Source organism: Arthrobacter sp. zg-Y1171 (assembly GCF_025244845.1).
Taxonomy (GTDB): Bacteria; Actinomycetota; Actinomycetes; order Actinomycetales; family Micrococcaceae; genus Arthrobacter_B.
Genome location: NZ_CP104264.1, coordinates 1,844,680 through 1,869,557 on the forward strand (window position 1 = coordinate 1,844,680; position 24,878 = coordinate 1,869,557).

Annotated in this window: 25 protein-coding genes; 15 read left to right on the forward strand and 10 right to left on the reverse strand. The window is 65.8% G+C overall.

All coding sequences use genetic code 11. The features are described 5' to 3' along the window. Positions 1 to 332: 332 nt before the first annotated feature. Together N2L00_RS08615 and N2L00_RS08620 are read right to left on the reverse strand one after the other, a co-directional pair. Positions 333 to 1,163 carry a class I SAM-dependent methyltransferase gene (locus N2L00_RS08615; protein ID WP_255862983.1) on the reverse strand — a complete coding sequence of 277 codons (831 nt, stop codon included), beginning with the start codon at positions 1,161 to 1,163 and terminating at the stop codon, positions 333 to 335. A 60-nt stretch (positions 1,164 to 1,223) separates the two neighbouring features. After that, positions 1,224 to 3,038: a BTAD domain-containing putative transcriptional regulator gene (locus N2L00_RS08620; protein WP_255862982.1), complete on the reverse strand. Its 1,815-nt coding sequence runs from the start codon at positions 3,036 to 3,038 to the stop codon at positions 1,224 to 1,226. Between the two features lie 221 nt (positions 3,039 to 3,259). On the opposite strand from N2L00_RS08620, the gene N2L00_RS08625 reads away from it, so the two are divergent. The 10 genes from N2L00_RS08625 (at position 3,260) to N2L00_RS08670 (ending at position 11,764) form a co-directional block, all read left to right on the forward strand. Next, positions 3,260 to 3,703 carry a YciI family protein gene (locus N2L00_RS08625; protein WP_255766257.1) on the forward strand — a complete coding sequence of 148 codons (444 nt, stop codon included), beginning with the start codon at positions 3,260 to 3,262 and terminating at the stop codon, positions 3,701 to 3,703. Positions 3,704 to 3,705: 2 nt separating this feature from the next. After that, positions 3,706 to 4,953, forward strand: a complete 1,248-nt coding sequence (locus tag N2L00_RS08630; protein WP_260554477.1) for an RNA polymerase sigma factor — start codon at positions 3,706 to 3,708, stop codon at positions 4,951 to 4,953. A 107-nt stretch (positions 4,954 to 5,060) separates the two neighbouring features. Next, positions 5,061 to 6,692, forward strand: coding sequence for a glycoside hydrolase family 13 protein (locus N2L00_RS08635; protein ID WP_255863303.1), 1,632 nt, complete (start codon positions 5,061 to 5,063; stop codon positions 6,690 to 6,692). Between the two features lie 142 nt (positions 6,693 to 6,834). Next, the gene (locus N2L00_RS08640) at positions 6,835 to 7,182 is read left to right on the forward strand and encodes a UBP-type zinc finger domain-containing protein (RefSeq protein ID WP_255862981.1); all 348 of its coding nucleotides are present in this window, start codon (positions 6,835 to 6,837) and stop codon (positions 7,180 to 7,182) included. A gap of 37 nt (positions 7,183 to 7,219) precedes the next feature. Further along, entirely contained in the window at positions 7,220 to 8,005 is a 786-nt protein-coding gene (locus tag N2L00_RS08645; protein WP_255862980.1) for an SDR family oxidoreductase, read from the forward strand. 507 nt (positions 8,006 to 8,512) lie between these two features. Next, the gene (locus N2L00_RS08650) at positions 8,513 to 9,658 is read left to right on the forward strand and encodes an ABC transporter permease (protein WP_255862979.1); all 1,146 of its coding nucleotides are present in this window, start codon (positions 8,513 to 8,515) and stop codon (positions 9,656 to 9,658) included. Beyond that, the gene (locus N2L00_RS08655) at positions 9,655 to 10,356 is read left to right on the forward strand and encodes an ABC transporter ATP-binding protein (protein ID WP_255766261.1); all 702 of its coding nucleotides are present in this window, start codon (positions 9,655 to 9,657) and stop codon (positions 10,354 to 10,356) included. The genes N2L00_RS08650 and N2L00_RS08655 overlap by 4 nt, the downstream gene beginning before the upstream one ends. A gap of 25 nt (positions 10,357 to 10,381) precedes the next feature. Then, positions 10,382 to 10,990, forward strand: a complete 609-nt coding sequence (locus tag N2L00_RS08660; protein WP_255766262.1) for a TetR/AcrR family transcriptional regulator — start codon at positions 10,382 to 10,384, stop codon at positions 10,988 to 10,990. Further along, positions 10,987 to 11,391 (forward strand): DUF3054 domain-containing protein, encoded by a 405-nt coding sequence (locus tag N2L00_RS08665; RefSeq protein ID WP_255862978.1) that lies wholly within the window; start codon positions 10,987 to 10,989, stop codon positions 11,389 to 11,391. Before N2L00_RS08660 ends, N2L00_RS08665 begins: the two co-directional genes overlap by 4 nt. 91 nt (positions 11,392 to 11,482) lie before the next feature. Next, the gene (locus N2L00_RS08670) at positions 11,483 to 11,764 is read left to right on the forward strand and encodes an Lrp/AsnC family transcriptional regulator (protein ID WP_227921514.1); all 282 of its coding nucleotides are present in this window, start codon (positions 11,483 to 11,485) and stop codon (positions 11,762 to 11,764) included. Positions 11,765 to 11,792: 28 nt separating this feature from the next. Here N2L00_RS08670 and trpD read toward each other — a convergent pair whose 3' ends face one another. Further along, positions 11,793 to 12,839 carry an anthranilate phosphoribosyltransferase gene (trpD, locus tag N2L00_RS08675; protein ID WP_255766265.1) on the reverse strand — a complete coding sequence of 349 codons (1,047 nt, stop codon included), beginning with the start codon at positions 12,837 to 12,839 and terminating at the stop codon, positions 11,793 to 11,795. Positions 12,840 to 12,999: 160 nt separating this feature from the next. On the opposite strand from trpD, the gene N2L00_RS08680 reads away from it, so the two are divergent. From N2L00_RS08680 to N2L00_RS08695, 4 genes are all read left to right on the forward strand, one after another. After that, on the forward strand, positions 13,000 to 13,638 hold the full coding sequence (locus tag N2L00_RS08680) for a heme-copper oxidase subunit III (RefSeq protein ID WP_255766266.1): 639 nt from the start codon (positions 13,000 to 13,002) through the stop codon (positions 13,636 to 13,638). Between the two features lie 81 nt (positions 13,639 to 13,719). Beyond that, positions 13,720 to 14,520, forward strand: coding sequence for a c-type cytochrome (locus tag N2L00_RS08685; protein ID WP_255766267.1), 801 nt, complete (start codon positions 13,720 to 13,722; stop codon positions 14,518 to 14,520). Positions 14,521 to 14,605: 85 nt separating this feature from the next. Beyond that, positions 14,606 to 15,637 (forward strand): ubiquinol-cytochrome c reductase iron-sulfur subunit, encoded by a 1,032-nt coding sequence (locus N2L00_RS08690; RefSeq protein ID WP_255862977.1) that lies wholly within the window; start codon positions 14,606 to 14,608, stop codon positions 15,635 to 15,637. Between the two features lie 2 nt (positions 15,638 to 15,639). Next, positions 15,640 to 17,325, forward strand: coding sequence for a ubiquinol-cytochrome c reductase cytochrome b subunit (locus N2L00_RS08695; protein WP_255766269.1), 1,686 nt, complete (start codon positions 15,640 to 15,642; stop codon positions 17,323 to 17,325). A gap of 98 nt (positions 17,326 to 17,423) precedes the next feature. On the opposite strand, the gene N2L00_RS08700 is transcribed toward N2L00_RS08695, so the two are convergent. The 7 genes from N2L00_RS08700 to N2L00_RS08730 all read right to left on the reverse strand — a co-directional run bounded on the left by N2L00_RS08700 (position 17,424) and on the right by N2L00_RS08730 (position 24,183). Beyond that, positions 17,424 to 17,981 carry a hypothetical protein gene (locus N2L00_RS08700; protein ID WP_255862976.1) on the reverse strand — a complete coding sequence of 186 codons (558 nt, stop codon included), beginning with the start codon at positions 17,979 to 17,981 and terminating at the stop codon, positions 17,424 to 17,426. Positions 17,982 to 18,043: 62 nt separating this feature from the next. Beyond that, positions 18,044 to 18,826, reverse strand: a complete 783-nt coding sequence (locus N2L00_RS08705; RefSeq protein ID WP_255766592.1) for a GntR family transcriptional regulator — start codon at positions 18,824 to 18,826, stop codon at positions 18,044 to 18,046. A gap of 226 nt (positions 18,827 to 19,052) precedes the next feature. Then, positions 19,053 to 19,454: a cytochrome c oxidase subunit 4 gene (locus tag N2L00_RS08710; protein ID WP_255766271.1), complete on the reverse strand. Its 402-nt coding sequence runs from the start codon at positions 19,452 to 19,454 to the stop codon at positions 19,053 to 19,055. Further along, on the reverse strand, positions 19,454 to 21,178 hold the full coding sequence (gene ctaD / locus N2L00_RS08715) for a cytochrome c oxidase subunit I (RefSeq protein ID WP_229951841.1): 1,725 nt from the start codon (positions 21,176 to 21,178) through the stop codon (positions 19,454 to 19,456). Before ctaD ends, N2L00_RS08710 begins: the two co-directional genes overlap by 1 nt. Positions 21,179 to 21,186: 8 nt before the next feature. Next, positions 21,187 to 22,044 carry a cytochrome c oxidase subunit II gene (gene coxB, locus N2L00_RS08720; protein ID WP_255766272.1) on the reverse strand — a complete coding sequence of 286 codons (858 nt, stop codon included), beginning with the start codon at positions 22,042 to 22,044 and terminating at the stop codon, positions 21,187 to 21,189. Positions 22,045 to 22,226: 182 nt separating this feature from the next. After that, positions 22,227 to 22,607 carry an iron-sulfur cluster assembly accessory protein gene (locus tag N2L00_RS08725; RefSeq protein WP_227921490.1) on the reverse strand — a complete coding sequence of 127 codons (381 nt, stop codon included), beginning with the start codon at positions 22,605 to 22,607 and terminating at the stop codon, positions 22,227 to 22,229. 160 nt (positions 22,608 to 22,767) lie between these two features. Continuing rightward, entirely contained in the window at positions 22,768 to 24,183 is a 1,416-nt protein-coding gene (locus N2L00_RS08730) for a dipeptidase (RefSeq protein WP_255862975.1), read from the reverse strand. 38 nt (positions 24,184 to 24,221) lie between these two features. Here N2L00_RS08730 and N2L00_RS08735 point away from each other — a divergent pair, with 38 nt between their 5' ends. Next, positions 24,222 to 24,815 (forward strand): DUF3043 domain-containing protein, encoded by a 594-nt coding sequence (locus tag N2L00_RS08735; RefSeq protein ID WP_255766274.1) that lies wholly within the window; start codon positions 24,222 to 24,224, stop codon positions 24,813 to 24,815. Positions 24,816 to 24,878: the final 63 nt, after the last annotated feature.

Sequence of the window (24,878 nt, forward strand, 5' to 3'; positions counted from 1 at the left end):
ATTCCGGATTCCCGGGCCGACTCTCCGGCAGCATCCATGCCTCACGACGGACGCCGGTCCGTTCCGCTTGTGTACAGCTGATGCTGTCTGGATCGCCCGCAGGCAGCATCAGCTGTACACAAGGTGCGGCTGATTCCCACAGGATCCCGAGGTTTGTGACGCATGGGGAGAAAATGAACCCTCCAGTCACATACGCCTCACTCAGTGGGACGCTGTGCGCGGCGGGACTTCCGGGTGCGCGGAGCCGAACTGACCGGGCCGGGCCCGGCCCACTCGCCTGGGCCTACTCTCCTGGGCCTACTCTCCTGGGCCTACTCTCCTGGGCCACTCCCCTAGGCGCGCCGCGCCGTGACCAGCCAGTACTCCCAGTCCATGGCCGTGTTGCCCGTGCCGGCGCTGAACCGGCTCGCCAGTTCCAGCAGTTCCTGATCCAGTGCTGCAGCGCGGTCCGGGCTGTCCCCGAGCGATTTGTACACGGCGATGGTGGGACCGTAGTTCGCTTTGAAAAAGCCCAGGAATTCCTCCGGCGTCGCGAACCGGTCAACACGAAGGGTCCGGCGTTCGGCGGTGAAATTCCGCACCTTGCCCGCCAGGAGAGACTCCACATGCTCGGGGTTTCCCCACAACGGCGGCGGCTCCGCTCCGGGAGGCGGAGGCGGCGCGTACGGCTTCATGGCGGCGAACATGCGCCCGATGAATCCTTCCGGGGTCCAGTTGATCAGCCCGATCCTTCCGCCGGGCCGGCACACACGCACCATTTCCGACGCCGCCGGCCCGTGGTGCGGAGCGAACATCACTCCGACGCAGGAGATCACCGCGTCGAAGGAGCCGTCCGCGAACGGAAGCGATTCGGCGTCGGCCACCACCCAGTTCAGGTACGCACCCCGGGACTGCGCTATCCGTTTGCCCGATTCTAGGAGTTCCGGTGTCAGGTCCGAGGCTGTCACGGCGGCGCCGGTCTCCGCCGCCGGAATTGCTGCGTTGCCCGTACCCGCCGCGATGTCCAAGACCTCATCCCGGTCCGTAACACCGCAGGCCTCCACCAGCACCGGTCCCAGGCCGGGAATGATCTCGCTGGCCACGGCCGGATAGTTCCCGAGCGCCCATACCGCCCGGAGCTTCGCCTTCAGTTCCCGGTCGGGGCTGGTTTGTGTGTCCGTCATGATCCTCACGTCCTTGCGTTTGAGGGGCTTGCATTGCGCCCCTTGTGCTGCCTGACCCCGTCAGTGTCCGATCCCGGCGTGTGCGGTGCCGTGTGCAAGGCCGGCAAGGTCAGCCCGCAGCCGGGGATTGGTGATGCGGGCGGCCAGCAGCGGAATAGCCGTTTCCACGGCCGAGTCCCCCAGCGCCGCCCGGAAGGAATAGGCCCGGACGGTGAGCTCGTCGTGCCCGTAGCGGCTGGACAACTCGCTGAGCTCCCGTGCGTACACGAGTGCCAGCGGGGGATCCGAATGCAGCGCAACCGTGCAGGCGAATTCCAGGTTCCGTCCCCGGAACCAGCGGTACCAGGGGTCGGGGCGCAGCCCGCGGCGGATCCACTCTCCCGCAGCAGCCCGGTCGCCGGCAGCCAGCAGGACCCGGGCCTTGGCCTGGAACGCCGAGTCCAGATAACAGCGGTCCCCGAACGCCTCGGCCAGCGCGACCGCGTGGTCGGCCAGCTCCGCCGCTTCCACCGAAGCGCCGGAAAGCAGATATGCCTCGCTTCTCAGGGCCTCCACCAGCGGTCGGAACGCGGTCCAGTGCTCACTCGCGAGGAGCATCAGGGACGCGTCCAGTTCCTCAGCGGCGGTGCCGTGCTGCCCGGTCAGCAGGTATAGCCGGCCCAGCATGGCACGGGCGAACGCCGCCTGCCGGAGGTTGCCGCCGTCGGTACTCAGGCCCGTCGATGTGGCCAGCGCTTCGGCGGCCGCGGGATAGTCAGCGGTATCGGTGGCCAGCATTCCGCGGACGCCCAACACCCTGGCCGTTTCGTCCGCCAGTCCGGCCGCCGACGCCAACGCCAACGCCCGGGCCAGCCAGCGAATCCCGCTCGCCGGGAAGCCGCGCTGCACGGCGAGGAATCCCAGTTCCCGGTACGCGGCAGCCTGCACGGCAGGACTGCCGTCCGGCCCGGAGAGGGACACCACGCGGTGCAGCAGGTCGGCGACCTCGGCGCCGCGGCCGCCGGCACCGTGGATCAGGGCTCCCGCCAGGGCCAGAAGTGCCTCGGCCTGCAGCTGGCGGTTCCGGGTCCGTTCGGCCAGGCCGCCGGCCACCCGCAGGTGCGCCAACGCGGGCGTGGCGGCACCGGCGGCGAGGCAGGACGCGGCCGCTTCCAGATAGGACCTGACCGCGACGGCGGTGGCCGGCAGGGCACTGATCCTGACATCCGGGGCGGCCAGGGCCTGCTGGACTTCAGCGGGCATGCCCAGGCCAAGGTGTTCGGCAAAAAGGCGGGTGCACCGGGCGGCCTGGTCCCGGGCTCCGCTGCGGTCCCCGACGGCCAGGAGGGCGCGGACAAGCAGGGCATGGAAGTCACCGTTCAGCGGGTCCAGGCGAACGGCCTGCCCGGCGAACTTCACGGCACTGCCGGTATCGCCGTCGGCGAGGGCAGCCAACCCCTTTTCGTAGGCCGCTGTTTCAACGAAGTGCCGCAGCCGGTGACGTTCCACGGTCAGCCAGGTATCGAAGCCGGGGCAGTCAGCGAACTCCAGCCGCTCAAGGAGTTCGGCGGACGCGGTGTCCGCTGACCAAGGTGCGGCGGTATCGGCGTCGCAGGACGACGACGGCGGCAGCCGCAGGATCAGCGGGTCGCCCTGCAGCACCGAGCCCGGGCCCAGCACGCGGCGCAGATCCGACAGGTGCCAGCGCAGCGCCCCGAGCGGATCCCCGGCATCGGGAAACAGCATCGCGGCCAGCTGGCCGCGCGGAGTGGGAATGCGGTGCAGCAGCAGATAGGTGAGCAGCCCCCAACCCTTCCGGCCACGGGGCTGCCTCCCGTCACCGGCTGGGCACTCGATCGACGGCGGCCCCATGAGGCGCACCCTAATCCCGGCCATGCACCACACTGTAGGACCCGGTCCGGCGGGCCGAAAGGCCGGGACGCAACCAGACAGGCGGCATCGCCGCCGTCGGCTGAACGGCTGCTGGCACTGAGGCGGCCCCCGCACTCCGGCGCCAGGAAAATTCTTCTCTGCTGTCGATATCCATCCTGCCCGTTCGACGTCATAGTAGGAGGCGCATCAGCACCTTCCATAAAACAAGCAGCAAGGAGAGTGCCATGAAGTACATGTTCATCATGCGGGCCACCGACGAGGCGCTGCAGGCGTCCAAGGCCATCCCGTTTGAGCAGATCATCAACCAGATGGGTGCCTACAACGAATCGATGATCAATGCCGGAGTGATGATCGGAGGCGAAGGCCTGGCGGACGTCTCCGAGGGCAGCGGGTTGGTGGTGGATTTCTCCGAGGATCCGCCGCTGGTCACCGACGGCCCCTACGGCGAAACCCACGAACTCTTCAACGGATTCTGGATTGTGCAGGTGGGCTCCCGTGAGGAGGCCGCGGAGTGGGCCAGCCGTGCGCCGCTTGGCCCCGGGTCCAAACTCGAGGTCCGGCGCGTGAATGAAGCCGACGATTTCGCCGACTTTGCGGACAACGAATACATCCGGAAGGAAGAGCTGTGGCGTCAGGAAGAGGAGAACCTGAACGCGGAGAACAGATAGCCGTGGATTCCGCGGCAGCAGTCCGGGGACGCCTCGATGCCCTGTGGCGCATCGAAGGCGCCCGGATTGTGGCCGCCCTGGCCCGGGTGACCGGCGACGTCGGCCTTGCCGAGGACGCCGCGCAGGACGCCGTCGCCGAGGCCCTGGCCTCATGGAGCGGAACCGGCATTCCCCGCAACCCCGGTGCCTGGATCAGTACGGTGGCCAAACGCCGGGCCATCGACAGGTGGCGGCGGGCCGAGCGGCTTCAGGACCGCTACGAGATGCTGGCACGCCGGGCGCAGGACGAGGCAGCCCCGGAGTGGGACCCGCTGCCCGATGATGTGCTTCGGCTGCTGTTCACGGCCTGCCATCCGGTGCTCTCCACGGAGGCACAGATTGCCTTGACCCTGCGGGTGGTGGGGTCGCTGCGCACCGACGAAATTGCCCGGCTGTTCCTGGTCCCCACAGCCACAGTGCAGCAGCGCATTGTCCGGGCCCGGAAAACCCTGGCGGCGGCCAGGGTTCCCTTTGAACCGCCGGAGCCCAATGAGTGGACGCCGCGGCTGCGCGGGGTGCTGCATGTCATCTACCTGATGTTCACCGAAGGGTGCGCGGCGACCAGCGGCGAGAACTGGACCCGGCCGGACCTGGCGAACGAAGCGCTGCGGATCGGAAGGGTCCTCGCCGGGCTGGTCCCCCGGGTACCGGAAGCACACGCGCTCGTGGCCCTGATGGAATTCTCCGCCTCCCGCTTCGCCGCCCGCACCGGTCCCGGCGGTGCGCCCGTCCTGCTGGCGGACCAGGACCGCACCCGCTGGGACCGGGCGCAGATCCACCGCGGCGCCGCCGGCCTTGCCCGTGCCGACGGGCTGTCGGAGGAACTCGGCCGCGCACGCGGGAGCTATGCCCTGCAGGCCGCTATCGCGCAGTGCCACGCCACGGCCGCACGGCCCGGGCTCACGGACTGGCCCCGCATCGTGCTGCTCTACGAAGCACTGGGGCGGCTCTCCCCCGGTCCCGTGGTTGAACTGAACCGGGCGGTGGCAGTGTCCATGGCGACAGGCCCGGAAGCTGCCTTGGCCATCGTGGACCGCCTGGCGGCCGAAGGTGCACTGCGGGGATCCCATCTGTTGCCCAGTGTGCGGGCCGAGCTGCTGGCAAGGCTCGGCCGGACAGAGGAGGCCCGGGCCGAATTTTCCGCTGCCGCAGCCCTGGCCCGGAACCGCCGCGAACGGGAGGTGCTCGAACGCCGGGCCGCCGCCCCCTGAGATGTCAGCTGTGCCACACCCGTTGGTAGAGTCCAGGGAACGCATAAACGCCGCATACCCGAAGGACCGCTTTGACCGCTTCCGCACAGCCGTTCCACGCCGACCCGATGAAGGATCCGCACTGGTGGCGGCAGGCCGCCGTCTACCAGATCTATCCGCGCAGCTTCTCGGATTCGAACGCAGACGGCCTCGGTGACCTGCCCGGCATCACGACCAAGGTTCCGTACCTTGCGCAGCTGGGGGTCGACGCCGTCTGGCTGAGCCCGTTCTACCCCTCGGCGCTCGCCGACGGCGGGTACGACGTCGACGACTACCGCGCCGTCGATCCGCGCCTGGGCGGCCTGGACGACTTCGATGACCTTGCCGCGGCACTGCACTCCGGCGGCATCAAACTGATCGTGGACATCGTCCCGAACCACTCCTCCAACCGCCACGCCTGGTTCCAGGAAGCGCTGGCGTCCCCCAAGGGCTCCCCGGCCCGCAACCGGTACATCTTCCGGGACGGAACAGGACCCGGCGGAAGCCTGCCGCCCTCGGACTGGCAGTCCGTCTTCGGCGGCAGCGCCTGGGAGCAGGTGCCGGACGGGCAGTGGTACCTGCACCTGTTCGCCCCGGAACAGCCCGATTTCAACTGGGAGAACCCCGAGGTGCGCGCGGAGTTCCTCACCACCCTGCGCTTCTGGTCCGACCGCGGTGTGGACGGCTTCCGGATCGATGTGGCCCACGCACTGGCGAAGGACCTTACCGAGCCCCTGGCAGCCAGTGCCGAGCTGACGCCGGAAGGTGACGGTGTCGACGGCGGCCACCCGTTCTGGGACCGTGACGAGGTCCACCAAATCTATGCCGAGTGGCGGAAGCTGTTCAACGAGTACGATCCTCCGCGCACGGCGGTTGCCGAGGCCTGGGTGCATGCCTCGCGCCGCGGGCGGTACGCCAGTCCCGAAGGCCTGGGCCAGGCGTTCAACTTCGACCTGCTCCAGGCGGACTTCGATGCCGCCCGGTTCCGGGAGGTCATCACTGCCAACCTGGACCAGGCCGCTGCCACCGGAGCCTCCTCCACCTGGGTGCTGTCCAACCACGACGTCGTCCGGCACGCCACGCGGTACGGCCTGCCGCCCGCTCCGGCAGGGAGTAAAAAAGGACAGGACGGAAAAGCGTGGGTCTTCTCGGGCGGCACCGAACCGGCGCTGGACCGTGAGCTGGGCCTGCGCCGGGCGCGGGCCGCCACGCTGCTGATGCTCGCGCTGCCGGGTTCGGCCTACCTGTACCAGGGGGAGGAACTGGGCCTGCACGAAGTGGCGGACATCCCGGACGCAGACCGGCAGGATCCAACGTTCCACCGCAACGCGGGTGTGGACAAGGGCCGTGACGGGTGCCGGGTACCCCTGCCCTGGACCGCGGAAGGCCCGTCCTTCGGCTTCGGCACCGGTGCCGCCCATCTGCCCCAGCCCGGCGACTTCGCGCGGGCTGCCGTCTCCGCCCAGGAGCAGGACGGGGACTCGACCCTGAATTTCTACCGCCGTGCCTTGGAGCTGCGCGGAAAGCAGCAGGGTCCGGAGGAACTGCTCTGGGTCCGGAGCGCGGCTACCGTGCTGCACTTCCAACGGCCCGGCGGGTGGCAGAGCATCACCAACTTCGGCGACGCAGCCATCGAACTGCCGGAAGGATCCGTGCTGCTCAGCAGCGGCGCACTCGAGGGCGGCCTGCTGCCGCCCGACACCACCGCCTGGCTGGCCTAGTCCGGACCCGGGTCCCGGATCCGGGACCTGTTGCGCCCGGCACCTGTTGACGGGGACGGCCGGGTGGCTAACGTGGTGGGGACGGCATTCCCGTATGCCGGCCGGTACTGATGATCAGCCCGTACCTCAAAGGAGGTCCGTCATGGACCCGATCCCCGGTATCAACGTTTCAGTTCCGCCCAGCGGCCCGGGCTGTGTGGAATGCGCCGAGCAGCAGGGGTGGTGGTACCACCTGCGCCGGTGTGCCGAATGCGGGCACATCGGCTGCTGCGACAGCTCCCCCGGGCAGCACGCCACCCTTCACGAACAGCAGTCCGGGCATCCCGTGATCCGCAGCTTCGAACCCGGGGAGGACTGGTTCTGGAACTACGCGGAGTCCTCGGTCTTCGCGGGGCCGGAGCTCGCCCCGCCGGCCCACCACCCGAATAGCCAGTCTGTTCCCGGACCGGCTGACCGGGTGCCGCCGGACTGGCAGGAACTGCTGCATTGAAACGCCGGGGCGAGGCTGACAGGTCTACACTGTAAACATGACTAGAACCTACATTGTGACCGGATCCGCCTCCGGCATCGGAGCAGCAACCGCCGCCATCCTGAAGGAGCGCGGCAACACCGTCATCGGCGTCGACCTGCGCAACGCCGACGTCGAAGCGGACCTGAGCAAGCCCGAGGGCCGCTCCGCCGCCGTCGCGAAGGCCGTGGAACTTGCCGGCGGGAACGTCGACGCAGTCATCGCGTGCGCCGGCATTTCCGCTCCGGCACCCATCACCGTTGCCGTGAACTTCTTCGGCGTCACGGATTTCCTGACCGAACTGGCCCCGACCCTGGCGAAGAGCAGCGCCCCGCGCGCCGCCGTCGTCAGCTCCATGGCGAGCCTGCAGCCCAACTCCCCCGAACTTGTCGACGCCATGCTCGCCGGCAACGAGGAGGAAGCCCTGCGGATCGGCCAGGCGCTTGCCGACAACGGCCCCCAGACCGGTTACCTGAACTACCCGTCCAGCAAGCGGGCACTGAGCCGCTGGGTCCGCCGCGAGAGCATCACCCCCGCCTTTGCCGGCGCCGGGATTCCGCTGAACGCGGTTGCACCGGGCACCGTGCTCTCCACCATGACGCGAGACCTGCTGTCCACCCCTGAAGGCCGGGCCATGGTGGATTCCAACGTGCCCATGCCGCTGAACGGCCACTCGGAACCGGAAGTTATTGCCCGCCTCCTGGTCTGGCTGACCTCCGAAGAGAACACCCACACCACGGGGCAGACCATCTACACCGACGGCGGCGCCGACGCCACGCTGCGCGGCGACGACATCTGGTCCTAACCAACCCAACCGCCCTTCGGCGGAACCGTTGGCGCCGGTGAGGACTACCTCCCGGCGCCGGCGGCTCGCCCGGCGCAGTGCGCGCGGCCGCAGTGCGCCCGGCCGCAGTAAGACCTGGGCCGGCGCCCCCGCGGGGATCGGCAACCAGCAACTGGAACCGTCCCTGCCACCGACCGCACCGCCCACACCGCCCCGCCCCACGCCCGCGGGATGCCGGTCCAGCACGGTCGGCAGAACCATCACACGCACGAACAGTGCCGGCTGGTTGATCAGCCCGATACGGCCTGCAGCCGACGTCGTCCCCCTGCACCCGCCGCGAAGCCGTGCGCCGGCACGGAACCTACGCAGCAGACGGGCTGCGCCCAGGCCACTCCCCTGTCTTTGCCCGGCCCGGGCCGGGCAGCTCCAGTGCGCGCATTTCGCCCAGCCGGTCTTTTTCTGACATGATGTTGGTATGTTCCCAACACGGTGTTGGCAACATTTCCAGCAATCCACCAAGGGGTTCCGATGTTCCTAGCGCTTCGAGAGTTGCGTTTTGCCCGGGCCAGGTTCGGACTGATGGGTGGCGTCGTCGCCCTCATCGCCGTTCTTATGGTCCTTCTATCCGGCTTGTCCTCCGGACTCGTCAACGACGGCGTGTCCGGCCTGAAAGCCATGCCAGCCACCGCCTTCGCCTTCAACGAGGGCACCAAGACCGACAATGCCTTTTCCCGCAGCGTGGTGGACGAGCACCAGGCCGCCGTCTGGGCCGAGCAGCCCGGCGTGGAAGAGTCCGCACTGATGGGCACCGCCATGATGAATGGCACCACCGGCAACGGCACCCAGGTTGACCTGGCCCTGTTCGGGATCGAGCCCGGTTCCTTCCTGGCCCCGAGCGTCGGCGAGGGCCGCAGCATGGCCGCCCCGAACGAGATCGTGGTGTCCGCCACCGCAGCCGAAGAAGGCCTGCACATCGGCGACGTCGTCACCCTGGAGCGGATCGGCGTCGAGCTGACCGTAGTGGGCTACACCGACGGCCAGGAGACTTTCGGACACGTTGACCTCGCCTACCTCCCGCTGGACACCTGGCAGTACCTGGCCAGCGGACAGAGTGCCCCCGGAACGCCGACCACTGACACCATGTCCCGCGTCGACTTCGACACCGCCAGCACGGTTGCCCTGAAGGCAGCCGACGGTGCGGACATCGATTACGCCGCCGGCGATGAAGCCGCCGGAACGGTCACCTCGACCCTGGCGGAGTCCTTCAACGCCTCCCCCGGCTACTCCGCCGAAACCATGACCCTGGAAATGATCCAGATCTTCCTGTACGCCATCTGCGCCCTCGTGGTCGGAGCGTTCTTCACGGTCTGGACCATCCAGCGGAAGCATGAACTTGCGGTGCTGCGCGCCGTAGGCGCCTCCACCGGCTACCTGCTGCGTGACGGACTGCTCCAGGCGGCCATCATCCTGGTGACCTCCACCGTCGTCGGCATTCTCGCCGGCCTCGCCATGGGGGCCGGACTGAGCGGTACGGCCATGCCTTTCGCGCTTGAGGCCACTCCCATCGTGACGGCCACGGTCCTGACGATCGTCCTGGGCCTGGTGGGCGCCGCCCTGGCCATCGTCCGGATTTCCCGCGTAGATCCCCTTGCAGCCCTTGGAGGACAGAGATGAGCACCGCCACTGAAGAACGCACCCCCGGCACGCGTACCGGCGGACTGCTGATCGAGTCCGCAAACCTCGCCCTTGGCGACGGTGACAGCACGGTGCAGGCCCTGGATAACGTGTCGCTGACCGTCCGGCCCGGTGAGATGGTCGCCATCGTCGGCCCGTCCGGCGCCGGAAAATCCAGCCTGCTGGCCGTGGCCGGGGCCCTCACCACCCCCGATTCCGGAACGGTCCGGGTCAACGGTGTGGATCTGGGCACCTTGGGCAAGGCGGCCCGGGCCCGGTTCCGCCTGCAGGAGATCGGCTTCGTGTTCCAGTCCGGGAACCTGATTCCGGCACTGAATTCGGTGGAACAGCTGCGCCTGATGCAGAAGCTTGCCGGAAGCCGGGACACGCTCGATCCGCTGGAGCTCCTGGCGGCAGTGGGCATGGACCACAAGGCCCGGAGCCGTCCGGACCAGCTGTCCGGCGGTGAGCGCCAGCGCGTCGGCATTGCCCGCTCGCTGGTAAACCGGCCCTCGCTGCTGCTTGTGGATGAGCCCACTGCAGCACTGGACCGCGCCCGCAGCCAGGACGTGGTTGCCCTGCTCGCCCGGGAAACCCATGAGCGCGGCGTTGCTACAGTTATGGTGACGCACGATCACGACGTCCTGCACCATTGCGACCGCGTCGTCGAGATGGTGGATGGTCGCCTCTCAAGCTAGCCAGAGCACGAACAGGAGGGCATAAGTGCCCCGAATTACTGCCCCCACGGTGGCCGAACACCGGGCGGCACAGCAGCGGGCGCTGCTCGATGCGGCACGCACCCTCCTGGCCCGCACGGGCGAGGCCCCCAGCATGGCCGAAGTGGCCGCGCTGGCGGGCCTCGCCCGTCCGAGTGCCTACCAGTACTACAAGTCCCGCCAGGACCTGCTGCACGCCCTGGTGCTGGATGTGTTTCCGCGCTGGACCCGCCGGGTGCGCGAGGCCATGGATGCGGAACCGGATCCCGCAGACCGCATCCTGGCGTACGTCCTGACCAACATCGCGCTCGTCGCAGAGGGCGAACACGCCGTCGGCAATGCGCTGGCCGCCGTCGCCCCCGGCGAGGAACTGAACAACCAAAGTGCCATGATGCACCGCCAGCTGCTGACCCCGCTGATGGACACGCTCACGCTGCTGGGGGTGCCGGAGCCGCAGGTCACTGCCGAGCTCATCAACGCCATCGTGCACTCGTCCACCCGGCTGCTGGAATCCGGTACCGCCCGGGAGACAGTCGAGGAGCGCGTCCGGGAGCTCCTCGGCCCCTACGTCCGCGACAAACGCTCCACCCATCCCGCCCGGGAGGACTCCGCATGACAGACACGACCGTTCGATCCGCAACGGCCGTCCGGACCTGGCCCTGGGTTCTCGCTTCGGACCTCGTCCTCATCGTCGTTTTCGCCGCACTCGGCCGGCAAAGCCACGAACACGGCTTGGCCATGCTCGGCATCCTCACCACCGCGCTGCCGTTCCTGCTGGCCTGCCTGCTCTCCTGGGCGGCCATGCGCGCCTGGCGGCGTCCGGCACGGCTATGGCCCGACGGCGTCGTCATCTGGCTCGGAACCGTAGCCGCCGGCCTGGGTATCCGTGCGCTGGCCGGCGGCGGCACCGCCGTCAGCTTCCAAGTAGTCACCCTCGCAGTGCTCGGGGTGTTCCTGCTCGGCCAGCGAGCAGTGTGGACAGTGCTTTCCCGCCGCCGGCGCCGTTCCATCCACTAGGCTCAAAGAGAGCACCACTCAACGCAACCGCATTTAGACGCCACCGCATTTAGAAGCCACCGCGCTAAAAGACCCGCAGGGAAGGCCCTCCATGATCACCGCTTTCGTACTCATCCAGACCGACTCCGCCAGGATCCCGGAATGCGCCGAGGAAATCTCCGAGATCGACGGCATCAGCGAGGTCTACTCAGTGACCGGCGAATGCGACCTGATTGCCATCGCACGGGTGCAGCGCCACGAGGACCTCGCCGATGCGATTGCCAACCGCCTGTCCAAGGTCGACGGCGTGATCGGAACCACCACGCAGATCGCGTTCCGTGCCTACTCGCAGCATGACCTGGACGCGGCGTTCTCGCTGGGCTTCGACAGCTAGCAAACCCCGGCGGCCTGACCGCCGGAGCTTACTGCGTAACGGCCACCCAGCGGTCCAGCGCTGCCTGGGCCGCGCCGCTGTCAATCGACTCGCAGGCACGGACCAGGCCGCGGGACAGCCGGTCGATCAGCGGGCCGTCCGCCTCGCTGTCCAGGGCCACCAGTGCCGCTGCCGCGTTCAGTACGACGGCGTCCCGCACCGGTCCCTTGTCCCCCGCCAGTACGCTGCGCACCACTGCCGCATTCGCGGCGGCGTCACCGCCCCGCAGATCCTCCAGCGTGGCCCGGCTGATCCCGAGATCCAAGGGATCCACTACGGACTCCTCTACGGCCCCGTTACGGACTTCCCAGACGGTAGAGACGCCGGTGGTGGTCATCTCGTCGAGCCCGTCGTCGCCGCGGAACACCAGGGCGCGCACACCGCGCCGTGCGAGCACGCCGGCCATCAGCGGTGCCAGCCGGGCGTCTGCGACACCAATGGCCGAGGCGCTGGGGTTGGACGGATTTGTCAGCGGCCCCATGAAGTTGAAGGCCGTGGCCACCCCCATTTCGCGGCGGGGTACGGCGGCGAAGCGCATGGACGGGTGGAAGACCTGGGCAAAGCAGAACGTGATGCCGGCTTCAACAGCAGCCTGCGCCACCCGCTCCACGGACAGATCCAGCCGGACCCCCAACGCTTCAATGACATCCGCGGATCCGGAGGCCGACGACGCAGCACGGTTTCCGTGCTTGACCACCTTCGCGCCCGCACCGGCGCACACGAGTGCAGCCATGGAGGAGATGTTCACGGTGTTGTGGCGGTCCCCGCCGGTGCCCACGATGTCGAGGGTCTCCCCCGGGATGTTGATGGGCCGGGCGCTGGCAACCATGGCCTCGACCAGCCCGGTGAGCTCATCGACGGTTTCGCCCTTGGCCCGCAGCGCCACGAGGAACCCAGCAATCTGCGAGTCCGTGGCGTTGCCCGCCATGATGGTGGCCATCGCCCATCGGGTCTGTTCGGTGGAGAGGTTTTCGCCTCCAATGAGGGCATTAATCAGGCTCGGCCAGGTGTCACCGGAACTCGGAATCGTAGTCACACACCCTAGGTTATCTACGTTTCGTAGAAAAAGCTGATTTCTTTCTGCGAGGCCTATTTCCGCGCCAATACAGGGATCCGGGGCGCCGTGGCTGACTTTGGACGCGCCGTCGGCCCTGATCTGTTGGAGAACTGGGCAGTTTTACCGCCATAATGTCTATGTGACAACAGCGACCCATGCCCCCAGTACCCCGGCTCACCCCACGCTGAACCGCCCCAATATGGTTTCCGTAGGAACCGTGGTGTGGCTCTCCAGCGAACTGATGTTCTTTGCTGCCCTCTTCGCCATGTATTTCACTCTCCGCTCGGTTTCGAGCGAACTGTGGGCCATGGAGACCGAGAAGCTGAACGTTCCGTTCGCTTTCGTGAACACGGTGATCCTTGTTTCCAGCTCCTTCACCTGCCAGTTCGGCGTCTTCGCCGCAGAACGACTCCAGGCACGCCGCACCGGAGGGCTCCTGAAGTTCTCCCGTTGGGGCATGACTGAGTGGTTCCTGCTGACCTTCGTACTCGGAGCCATCTTCGTCTCCGTACAGGCCTACGAATACGCCATGCTCGTCTCTGAAGGCGTCTCCCTCTCGTCGAACTCCTACGGTTCCGCGTTCTACCTCACCACCGGTTTCCACGGCCTGCACGTGACCGGCGGCCTGATCGCGTTCCTCTTCATCATCGGCCGTGCCTACGCCGCCAAGCGCTTCGGACACTTCGAAGCAACTTCGGCGATCGTAACTTCGTACTACTGGCACTTCGTTGATGTGGTCTGGATTGCCCTGTTCGTCATCATTTACTTCCTCAAGTAACACTGCTTGAGGATCGCACCCCACGAAATACTTCAAAGTGGCACAAGTTTCCCAAAGACCACATAAGTTAGGAACTACGAAGTGAAGGCACTATCGCAAAGGCGGCGTCATCCCCTCGCAGCAGTCGCGCTGCTGCTGCTGGGACTCCTCGTTACGGGTGGTCTCTATGCCGTAGCCAACGGAGCCAACCAGGCCCAGGCGGCTACCACCACGTACACTGCCGAAGACGTCAGCGAGGGCGAGAAGCTCTTCGTCGCCAACTGTGCAACGTGCCACGGCATTGAAGCCACGGGCACCGAAAACGGTCCTTCGCTGGTAGGCGTCGGCGCAGCATCGGTCGACTTCCAGGTTGGCACCGGCCGCATGCCGATGGCCATGCAGGGCCCGCAGGCCCAGCAGAAGCCGGTCCAGTTTGACGAAGACCAGACCGCTGACCTGGCTGCCTACGTTTCCAGCCTCGGTGCCGGACCTTCGGTTCCGGACTCGGAATACCTTGAGCCGGACACCACAGACGAAGAGGCAGCCGCCAACGGCGGTGAGCTCTTCCGCGTGAACTGCGCCATGTGCCACAACGCAGCAGCTGCCGGCGGTGCACTGACCCGGGGCAAGTTCGCTCCGAGCCTGGACGGCGTCAGCGAAAAGCACATCTACGAGGCCATGGTCACCGGCCCGCAGAACATGCCTGTCTTCAGCGACACCAACATCACTCCCGAGGACAAGCAGGACATCATCACGTTCCTCAAGGACATCGAATCCAGCGGCTCCCCCGGTGGAGCCCAGCTGGGCTCGCTCGGTCCGGTTTCCGAGGGTCTGTTCATCTGGACCGCTGGTCTGGGAATCATCATCGCTTTCACCATCTGGTTGACCTCCCGGTCTTCCTAACCACAGCCGCGCTCACCTCCACGGGTGACATCACAGTTACATATAGGTCTATAAATGCAGTTTTCAGAGAAGGATGAGGGGGATCATGGGCGACCATAGTCACGGCAGTCCGAACACCTCGGGCACCGTCGCTACGGCTGGCCAGGGAGATGAGGAGAAGTTCCAGAATCCGGGACTTCCCCCACACCGCCCTCGTCTAGCCGACACAAATCCCCGCGCCGAAAAGCGGGCAGAGCGGCAGGTGGCGAGCCTGTTCATCGTGTCGATCATCGGCACCATCGTATTTTTCATCGGGTACTTCAGCATCCACCTGGATAATGCCAGCATCGCTGAACTGCGGCTGCAGAACATCCTCCTGGGACTCGGCACCGCGTTCGCGATGCTTGGAATCGGCGTCGGCATTGTCCACTGGGCAAAGACGCTTATGCCGGACCACGAGATCACCGAAGACCGTCACGAGATCCGTCCTGAAGAGGACCGCGTGGTCGCGGAGAAGATGGTTGGGGACATCATCGAGGAAACGGGCATCAAGCGCCGTCCCCTGATCCGCAACACTCTCCTCGGCGCCATGGTCCTGGCACCGCTGCCGGCCATCGCCGTCTTCCGGGACCTCGGCCCGCTTCCGGGCAACACCCTTCGCCACACCATGTGGAAAGAGGGAACCCGCCTGGTGCGCGACCCCAGCGGCACGCCCATCAAGGCTTCGGATGTCACCCTGGGCTCTGCGTTCCACGTCATCCCGGACGGTCTGAACGACCTGCCCGAGCACAAGCTTGAGGAAAAGGCCAAGGCAGTTGTCCTGCTGATGCGCCTGAACCCCGAGGACCTGAATCCCTCCCCCGGACGCGAAGACTGGGCAGTGGACGGCATTGTCGCCTACTCCAAGATCTGCACGCACGTTGGATGCCCTGTTGCCCTTTACGAGCAGCAGACGCACCACCTGCTGTGCCCGTGCCACCAGTCGACCTTCGATGTCACGCAGGAATGCAAAGTCATCTTCGGACCGGCCGGGCACGCACTGCCGCAGCTGCCGATCGAGGTCGACAGCGAGGGCTACCTGGTCGCCCAGCGCGACTTCGAAGAACCTGTCGGACCGAGCTACTGGGAGCGTGGCTGATCATGAGTGTTCCCTCTGCCACGCCTTACGAGGCCAAGACCCGTCTGGGACGGGTCACCAACTTCGTTGACTCCCGCGTCAACGGTTCCGGCATAGTCAAGGGGCTCGGCCGCAAGGTCTTCCCCGACCACTGGTCGTTCATGTTCGGCGAAGTTGCGCTGTACTGCTTCGTCATCCTGCTGCTGACCGGAACGTTCCTGACGTTCTTCTTCGATCCGTCCATGGCGGAAACGCATTACGAAGGCAGCTACGTACCGCTTCGCGGCGTCGAAATGTCCGTGGCCTACGAGTCCTCCCTGAACATCTCCTTCGATGTCCGCGGCGGCCTCTTCATGCGCCAGGTACACCACTGGTCGGCCCTGCTCTTCGTAGCAGCCGTCTCGGTGCACATGCTCCGCGTGTTCTTCACCGGCGCCTTCCGCAAGCCCCGCGAACTCAACTGGGTGGTGGGCGGCGTCCTGCTGATCCTGTCCCTGGCTGCGGGCTTCACCGGCTACTCCCTCCCCGATGACCTGCTCTCCGGCAACGGCCTGCGCATCATCGACGGCGTCATCAAGTCGGTCCCGGTGGTAGGAACCTACATCAGCTTCTTCCTCTTCGGAGGTGAATTCCCCGGAACCGCGATTATCGGCCGCCTCTACATGCTGCACATCCTCCTGGTTCCGGCGCTGATCCTGCTGATGATTGCCATCCACCTGTTCATGGTGGTTATCCACAAGCACACGCAGTTCCGCGGCCCCGGCCGGACCAACAACAACGTTGTCGGCTACCCGGTAGGCCCGGTCTACGCAGCGAAGGCCGGCGGCTTCTTCTTCATCGTCTTCGGCGTGATTGCGATCATCGCGGGCTTCTTCACCATCAACCCGATCTGGAACTACGGTCCCTACGATCCCTCGCCCGTGTCCGCCGGTACCCAGCCCGACTGGTACATCGGTTGGGTCGACGGCGCCCTGCGCCTGATGCCCGGATTCATCGGGGCGTTCCCGCTGGAATGGGTCATCCCGTTCCCTTGGGGCGATAACACCCTGTCGCTGAACGTGCTGCTCCCGGCCCTGGGCCCGGCAGGCCTCGTCTTCACCCTGCTCTTCGCATGGCCGTGGATCGAAGCCTGGCTGACCAAGGACAAGCGGGTCCACAACCTGCTGGACCGCCCGCGCAACGCTCCGTACCGCACCGCCGTCGGCGTTGCAGGCATCACGTTCTACTGCGTCATGTGGGCTGCTGCCAGCTCCGACCTCATCGCCACGCACTTCCACGTGTCGCTGAACGATGTGACGTACTGGCTCCGCGTCCTGTTCTTCGTCGGTCCGATCCTGGGCTTCATCATTGCCCGCCGCATCGCCCTGGCGCTGCAGCGCAAGGACCGCGAGATTGTCCTTCACGGTGTTGAGAGCGGACGTATCGTCCGTCTCCCGCACGGTGAGTACATCGAGGTGCATGAGCCGCTCGACGAGTACAAGCGCTACCGCCTGGTGGACTTTGACTCCTACAAGGCACTCCCGGCCCAGCCGGACGCCAACGGCAAGGTCTCCCGGAAGGAGAAGCGGCGCGCGAAGCTCTCCCGCTTCTTCTTCGAGGACCGCGTTGCTCCGGTGACGCCGTCCGAGCTGGAGAACGCGCATCACCACGAATCGCCGTCCGAGGTTGCAGCCAAGGCTGACGACCAGGCATCGATCGAACAGCACTAACCGCAAGGCAGTGCAGAAGAGGGCCCGACCGGATCATCCGGTCGGGCCCTCTTCTTTTGTTTGTCCCTCGGCAATGCGCCGGCGGGCGGATAACGCAGTTAGGCCAGTGTGAAGGGTCGCTTGGCCGGAAGCGGGTACCGCTGCTTCAGTGCGGAGAGGTCCGCCACGGGCGCCGATCCGATGGTGAGCTTGGTGAAGTCGAGCAGCGGATCCCGCAGCACTACCTTCAGGCCTGCAACTGCCTTGTTCACGTCCGGGACCAGGCAATAGATATTCAGCTTCCGCGGTGCGAATTCCGTGTGGTCCACCTCCCCCAGTCCCCGCCACAGGAAGTACGAGGAAATGGCCTGGGTGGCCTTGTGCTCGAGGTAGCGGTCCCGCTCGGTGCCTTCGGCGGTCTTGAGTGCGTACTGGACGATGACCCAGTGCTGGTCCGCCGGATCAATCTCCGCGTACCCCTCTTCCTCCGAGGTGACGGCAAAGGCGTGCAGCAGGCCCTCCGCGGCTTCCGGTGCCACCTCTTGGACCTTGGCCGAGCCTTCGTAGCCCACGGGTCCGGAGGAAAGCATCAGCTGCCCTTCGTCCTCGTCATAGAGCGCCTCACGGAAGTGGAGCACCCCCGCCTCGTCGCGCTTGTACATCCGAATAGTGACCATCGTGGTGTTCCTCTTCCTGCTGTGGGGTCTTGGCGGGGGCTGCGAGCCCCCCTGGTCGGCGCTCAGGCGTGCGGGCGCCGGCGTGGGTGGTAAGAACGTGGGGTGCGGACTCCGGGCCGCTGCAACGGCACCCAGAGCTTGTAACGGTCCGCCCGGTAGTAGGACACCGAATAGTCGACCATCGCCCGCGAGACATAGGCGTGGCGCTGGATCTTCAGCACCGGTGCTCCGAGCTCAACGTTGAGCAGGCGGGCGATGGAGGCCGAGGCGGCCGTTGCCTCAATGGTGTCCTCGCCCCACTCCATCACCAGGCCGTACCGTTCGCTCAGCACGTTGTAGAGGGACGTCGGCGGCTCTTCCTCGAGAATCCCGGGCACGTAGTGTGCGGGGATAAAGTTCTCATCGACGCTCATCGGTTCGCCGTCCGCCAGCAGCTGCCGCCGGAACCGCACGACGGGCTGGCCCGGCTCGATCTGGAGTTCACGCGCCACCAGCTGCGAGGCGCCGATCTGCTCGAAACTCAGGACGTGTGCGTCAGGGACCATGCCGCGGCGGTGCATTTCCTCGGAGTACGAGGTCAGCTGAACCTGCAGGTCCATCTTCGTCCGTGCCACGAAGGTCCCCAGCCCGACGACGCGCTCAAGCACGCCGTCCGCCACCAGGGCATCCACGGCCTGGCGGATGGTCATGCGGGCTACGGAGAAGTGTTCGGAGAGCTCGCGCTCCGACGGAATGATCTCCCCTGCCCCGGCATGGGTTTCCACGAAGCGGCGGAGGATGCCTTGGAGCTGTAAGTGCTTGGCGACGCCCGTGCCGGGATCGATGCCCTCGGTTATCAGGCGCAGCCGGTGATTGCTCACCCGCGGTATCCCGAGCGAATGAACGGACCCGTAACGTGCATGTATCTATTCCGCCCCTCCGGCTGGGAAAACTGCTGCCGTCTAAGGATACCGGCATCCCGCACCGCCCCTCCCCTGCCGCGCTCCTTGTCCTGCCGCGGCAGGCCAAGGCAAAAAGGAAGGACCCGCAGTCTCCTGCGGGTCCTTCCTTTTTTATGCTTTTATGCGGTCCCTAGTGGGCGTGGTTTCCGCGGCTGTATTCGAATACCCAGCCAACCAGTGCGACAACGGCCAGGCCGGCGCCGATGTAAAGGATCCACCAGCCTACTGCCATGCCCAGGAAGCCGATAGCGGCAGAGGCACCCAGCAGCAGCGGCCACCAGCTCCACGGGCTGAAGAAGCCCTGCTCGCCGGATCCTTCGTGGATCTCGGCGTCCAGGCGGTCCTCGGGCCGGGGGCCGACGCGCTTGCCGGTGAAGCCGATGTAGTAGGCGATCATGCCGGACATGCCGCCGGTGAGGAAGAGCGCCAGGTAACCGACGGGCTCCATCCAATCCACCATGTAGCCGTAGACAACACCGACGACGATGAAGAACGGCGTCATGTAAGCGAAGAGCTTAGTCTCAACCTTCATTAGACTTTTTCCTTCCGGTCGCCGGGGCCGAATACCTTGGCAGCGGCGGAATCGTCAGTGACGTGCTGCTGCAGCTCGGGGTGGTGCAGGTCCAGTGCCGGACGCTCGGAACGGATCCGGGGCAGCGAGGTGAAGTTGTGGCGCGGCGGCGGGCAGGAAGTTGCCCACTCGAGCGAGCCACCGAAGCCCCAGGGGTCATCCACTTCAACCTTCTTGCCGTGGCGCCAGGTGATGTACACGTTCCAGAAGAACGGGATCATCGAGGCACCCAGGACGAAGGAGGCGATGGTGGAGAACTGGTTCATCGCGGTGAAGTTGTCTTCCACCAGGTAATCGGCGTAGCGGCGCGGCATACCCAGGACACCCAGCCAGTGCTGGATGAGGAAGGTGCCGTGGAAGCCGATGAACAGGAGCCAGAAGTGGATCTTGCCCAGGCGTTCGTTGAGCATCTTGCCGGTCCACTTGGGCCACCAGAAGTAGAAGCCTGCGAACATTGCAAACACCACGGTACCGAAGATGACGTAGTGGAAGTGCGCCACCACGAAGTACGTATCCGAGACGTGGAAGTCCAGCGGCGGGGAGGACAGGATGATGCCGGTCAGGCCGCCGAAGAGGAACGTAATGAGGAAGCCGATGCTCCAGAGCATGGGGGTCTCGAAGGTAATGGACCCCCGCCACATGGTGCCGATCCAGTTGAAGAACTTCACGCCCGTAGGCACCGCGATCAACATCGTCATGAAGGCGAAGAACGGCAGCATGACTGCGCCGGTCACGTACATGTGGTGCGCCCAGACCGTCACCGACAGTGCGGCGATGGCGATGGTCGCGTAGACCAGGCCCTTGTAGCCGAAGATCGGCTTGCGGCTGAAGACCGGGAAGATCTCGGACACGATGCCGAAGAACGGCAGCGCGATGATGTAGACCTCGGGGTGGCCGAAGAACCAGAACAGGTGCTGCCACAGGATGGCGCCGCCGCGTTCCGGATCGAAGATGTGAGCTCCGAAGCGCCGGTCGGCGCCGAGGGCGAACAGTGCAGCGGCCAGGGGCGGGAACGCCATCAGGACCAGGATGGCCGTCACGAGGGTGTTCCAGGTGAAGATCGGCATCCGCCACATGGTCATGCCCGGGGCACGCATGCAGATGATGGTGGTGATGAAGTTGACGGCACCAAGGATGGTGCCGAAGCCGGACAGTGCCAGGCCGAAGACCCAGAGGTCTCCGCCCACGCCCGGAGAGAAAGTGGTGCTGGAGAGCGGGGTGTACGCAAACCAGCCGAAGGACGCAGCGCCCTGCGGCGTAATGAAGCCGGCAACGGCAATGGTGCTGCCGAAGAGGAAGAACCAGAACGCCAGGGCGTTCAGCCGCGGGAACGCGACATCCGGTGCGCCGATCTGCAGGGGCATGATGACGTTCGCGAAGCCGGAGAACAGCGGGGTGGCGAACATCAGGAGCATCACGGTGCCGTGCATCGTGAAGAGCTGGTTGTACTGGTCCTTGGTCTGCAGGATCTGCATACCGGGCTCAAACAGCTCCGCGCGGATGACCAGGGCCATCACGCCGGCGAGGCAGAAGAAGATAAACGAGGCGATCAGGTACATGTACCCGATGGTCTTGTGGTCAGTGGACGTGATCCAGCTGACAACGATTCGTCCCTTGGAGACGGGTACTACGCGAGGCGCAACCCTGGTGCCGGAATCTTCCGAAGTGTATTCGAGAGTAGTCATGACGTCACCTACTTCCTAACTTCGCTAGATTCTGAGTTGTACTGGCGGTCGTAGTCCCCGTCGACCTGCCCGCTGGGCAGGGTCTCTACGTAGTCGTTGTAGGCCTCTTCGGTGACAACCTCGACGTTGAAGAGCATTTCGGAGTGGTACTCACCGCAAAGCTCGGCGCACTTACCGTCGAAGGTGCCGGTCTTGCCGGTTTCGAGGGTGATGACGTTGGTGCGGCCGGGGTAGACGTCCATCTTCTGCAGGAATGCAGGCACCCAGAAGGAGTGCTGGACGTCGCGGGTGTTCAGCTGCAGCTCGATGGTCTTGTCGACGGGGAGCACCAGCGTGGGGAACTCATCCTGGTCGACTTCCTGGCCGTCAAGGTTGACCTGAACGCCCTGGTAGTACTTGTCTTCGTTGACATAGTTGAAGTCCCAGGACCACTGCTTGGCGCGCACATCAATAATGACCCGGTCCGGGTCATCGCTGGTTGCATTGATCGCCTTGATGTCCTGGTTGGTGAAGTAGAACAACACCAGAACCATGAACAGCGGCACAGCCGTGTAGAAAATCTCCAGCGGCAGGTTGTAGCTGAGCTGGCGCGGGTACCCGGTCTCGTTCTTGCGACGGCGGTAGGCAACCATGCACCACAGGATCAAAGCCCAGGTGAGGATACCAACAGCCAAGGCAGCGATCCACGAGTTGACCCAAAGGTCAATGATCCGGCCGGTGTGGTTAGTGGTGTCGCGGTCCGTCGGCAACCAGCCCGTTTGAGCCTCCGATGAACACCCCGATAAAAACAACGCGCCGGCCGACGTTACGGCTGAGATCTTTAAGATCCTGGCGCGTCGGCTGCTGGTTCGGTCCTGCGAACTCACAGACGGCCCTTCCTCTTGTTGCGTGCAAGTGCTGTCCGCACGGGGACAAAAAAGTTCCCGGTTACGGACATTAGTTTTACTACTACGTGTAGAGCTTACCCGTACGCGCGGCGATCCAGTGACAGATCACCGCCGCGCCGGGCGTTTAATGCTCCTGTTACGGGCCGCCGCAGCCTTGGCTCCTAGTGGAAGGAATCTCCACAGGCGCATGAGCCGCCGGCATTGGGGTTGTCGATGGTGAACCCCTGCTTCGAGATGGTGTCCTCGAAGTCGATCGACGCGCCGGACAGGTAGGGAACGCTCATCTTGTCCACGATGACCTCGACGCCGTCGAAGTCACGGACGGCGTCGCCGTCGAGGACGCGTTCGTCGAAGTAGAGCTGGTAGATGAGTCCCGAGCAGCCTCCGGGCTGGACTGCCACACGGAGACGGAGGTCGGTGCGGCCTTCCTGCTCCAGCAGGCTGCGGACCTTCTGTGCTGCTACATCCGACAGCAGTACTTCGTGTACGGGCAGCTCGGCCTCTGCTGCGGCGGTCTTGTTTTCGCTGGTGGAAACGCTCATAGTTTCTCTCTTTCCTCAGCTGGTCTTTCCGCGTGCACGCCTTGAATCGCCTGCCGCGGGCCGGACCAGTGTCTCAATGGTACGTCTGCTCACCCCCAACGATCTAACAGGTGCCGGGCCTAAAAGAATTCCCGCCCGGCACCTGCTTTTGTCCTGTTTCCTAGCCGGCAACGGCGCCAAGGCGGGCAAGGAGCAGCGCTTCGGCCAGGATCGCGTTCCGGAAGTCGCCCAGGTCCAGCGACTCGTTGGCGCTGTGGGCGCGGGAATCCGGATCTTCGACGCCGGTGATCAGGATCTGCGCCTCCGGGAACAGTTCCACGAGGTCCGAAATGAACGGGATGGATCCGCCCATGCCCGATTCCACCGGCTGCACCCCCCACGCCCGTTCCAGGGCCCACAGCGCGGTGCGTGCGGCGCTGGCGCTGGTGTCGGTAGCGAAGGCATTGCCCTGCTCCCCCGGCGTGAAGGTGACCTTGGCACCGAAGGGAGCGTGGGCCTGGACGTGCGCCTCGACGGCTGCCATGGCTTCCTCCGGGCTCTGCCCGGGGGCCAGGCGCAGGCTGAACTTCGCGCGGGCCTTCGGCTGGATGGTGTTGGAGGACATCGCCACGGTCGGCACATCTATGCCGATGATCGACAGGGCGGGCTTGGTCCACAGCCGGGAGGCAATGGAGCCCGTTCCGGCGAGCCGGACGCCGTCGAGCAGCGACGAATCGGCACGGAAGTCCGTTTCGGGGTAGTCCACTGCGGCGTCGTCGCCGGACACGAGTCCGGCGATGGCAACGTCACCGGCGTCGTCATGGAAGGTCGCAATCAACCGGGCCAGCAGGGTGGGCGCGTCCAGCACCGGACCGCCGAACATCCCCGAGTGCACGGCGTGGTCCAGCACCTGGACCTCGACCGTGCCGTCCACCAGCCCGCGCAGGCTCGTGGTGAGCGCCGGTACGCCTACCTTCCAGTTGCCCGAATCGGCCACCACAATGACGTCGGCGCGCAGCAGGTCCTGGTAGGTCTCCAGGAAGGTGCGGAAGGTCGGGGACCCGGCTTCTTCCTCACCTTCGATGAACAGGGTGACGCCGACGCCGGACTCCTCCCCCAGGACGTCTTCCAGGGCACGCAGCGCACCGATATGCGCCATGATGCCGGCCTTGTCATCAGCGGCGCCGCGGCCGTAGAGCCGTCCGTTGCGCTCTTCGGCGGTGAACGGGTCGGACTCCCAGAGGTCCGGGTCCCCGGGCGGCTGGACATCGTGGTGGGCGTACAGCAGAACGGTGGGCGCGCCGGCCCGGGCGGGACGGCGGGCGACGACGGCGGGGCCGCCGGGCGTGCCGTTGTTGTCCACGCGCAGCACCTGGACGTCTTCGATGCCGGCTTCGCGGACCAACTCGGCGACGGCGGCGGCACTGCGGTTGAGGTGCTCGGGATCAAAGGAGTCCCACGCGATGCCCGGAATGCTCACCAGGGACTTGAGCTGCTCGACGGTCCGCGGGAAATCCGCGGCCACGCTGGCACGGAGGGCGTCTTCGTGGACGTCCGCGGATGAGGGATTTGCGTCTGGAGTGGGGTTGGAAGTCATAGCCAAAACCCTACAATCTTTCACGGTATCCTTGGGATGTGTTCGGACGAAAGAAAGAAGCGCCCACCGCGCAGGAAACTGTGGACCAGGCAGCTGCCGCTGACCAGGCAGCCAACGTACGGGTGGGCAAGGGAGCCCCGACGCCCCGCCGCAAGGACCAGGTAGCCGCCCGCCGGCGGCCGCTGGTGCCTGACGACCGGAAGGCGGCCAAGGCTGCCAACCGCGAGGCACTCCGGGAGGAGCGGCTGAAGACCCGCCGCGCGCTGGACACCGGCGAGGAGCGTTACCTTCCCCTTCGGGACAAGGGCCCCAACCGCCGGTTTGTCCGCGACATTGTCGATGCCCGCTGGAACCTCGGCGAATTCATCATGATCGCTGCGCTGGTGTTCGTCCTGTTCAGCTTCATCCAGAGCGTCGATGTCCAGCTGATTGTGATGGCTGCGTTCTGGGTACTCATCCTTTTGGTCATTGCGGACAGCTTTATGCTGCGCCGGCAGATCCGGAAGCGCTTGACGGCCAAGTTCGGCGGACCCAATCCCGGTGATGTCTGGTATGGGGTTTCCCGGTCCCTGCAGCTGCGGCGTTTCCGCCTGCCCAAGCCGCAGGTCACCCGCGGCCAGTACCCTTCCTAGGTTTTCCAGGACAACTTCCGTACGAAAATGAAAGGGCCGCCCGCGGGCGGCCCTTTCATTGCT

Bases quoted from the DNA above. Each gene is read 5' to 3' on its own strand.
- N2L00_RS08710 (WP_255766271.1), bottom strand. From the start codon at position 19,454: ATGAAGGTTGAGACTAAGCTCTTCGCTTACATGACGCCGTTCTTCATC.
- N2L00_RS08625 (WP_255766257.1), top strand. From the start codon at position 3,260: ATGAAGTACATGTTCATCATGCGGGCCACCGACGAGGCGCTGCAGGCG.
- N2L00_RS08615 (WP_255862983.1), bottom strand. From the start codon at position 1,163: ATGACGGACACACAAACCAGCCCCGACCGGGAACTGAAGGCGAAGCTC.
- N2L00_RS08635 (WP_255863303.1), top strand. From the start codon at position 5,061: ATGAAGGATCCGCACTGGTGGCGGCAGGCCGCCGTCTACCAGATCTAT.
- N2L00_RS08690 (WP_255862977.1), top strand. From the start codon at position 14,606: ATGGGCGACCATAGTCACGGCAGTCCGAACACCTCGGGCACCGTCGCT.
- N2L00_RS08730 (WP_255862975.1), bottom strand. From the start codon at position 24,183: ATGACTTCCAACCCCACTCCAGACGCAAATCCCTCATCCGCGGACGTC.
- N2L00_RS08645 (WP_255862980.1), top strand. From the start codon at position 7,220: ATGACTAGAACCTACATTGTGACCGGATCCGCCTCCGGCATCGGAGCA.
- N2L00_RS08620 (WP_255862982.1), bottom strand. From the start codon at position 3,038: ATGGCCGGGATTAGGGTGCGCCTCATGGGGCCGCCGTCGATCGAGTGC.
- ctaD (WP_229951841.1), bottom strand. From the start codon at position 21,178: ATGACTACTCTCGAATACACTTCGGAAGATTCCGGCACCAGGGTTGCG.
- N2L00_RS08700 (WP_255862976.1), bottom strand. From the start codon at position 17,981: ATGGTCACTATTCGGATGTACAAGCGCGACGAGGCGGGGGTGCTCCAC.
- N2L00_RS08670 (WP_227921514.1), top strand. From the start codon at position 11,483: ATGATCACCGCTTTCGTACTCATCCAGACCGACTCCGCCAGGATCCCG.
- N2L00_RS08640 (WP_255862981.1), top strand. From the start codon at position 6,835: ATGGACCCGATCCCCGGTATCAACGTTTCAGTTCCGCCCAGCGGCCCG.
- N2L00_RS08725 (WP_227921490.1), bottom strand. From the start codon at position 22,607: ATGAGCGTTTCCACCAGCGAAAACAAGACCGCCGCAGCAGAGGCCGAG.
- N2L00_RS08655 (WP_255766261.1), top strand. From the start codon at position 9,655: ATGAGCACCGCCACTGAAGAACGCACCCCCGGCACGCGTACCGGCGGA.
- N2L00_RS08650 (WP_255862979.1), top strand. From the start codon at position 8,513: ATGTTCCTAGCGCTTCGAGAGTTGCGTTTTGCCCGGGCCAGGTTCGGA.
- N2L00_RS08665 (WP_255862978.1), top strand. From the start codon at position 10,987: ATGACAGACACGACCGTTCGATCCGCAACGGCCGTCCGGACCTGGCCC.
- N2L00_RS08695 (WP_255766269.1), top strand. From the start codon at position 15,640: ATGAGTGTTCCCTCTGCCACGCCTTACGAGGCCAAGACCCGTCTGGGA.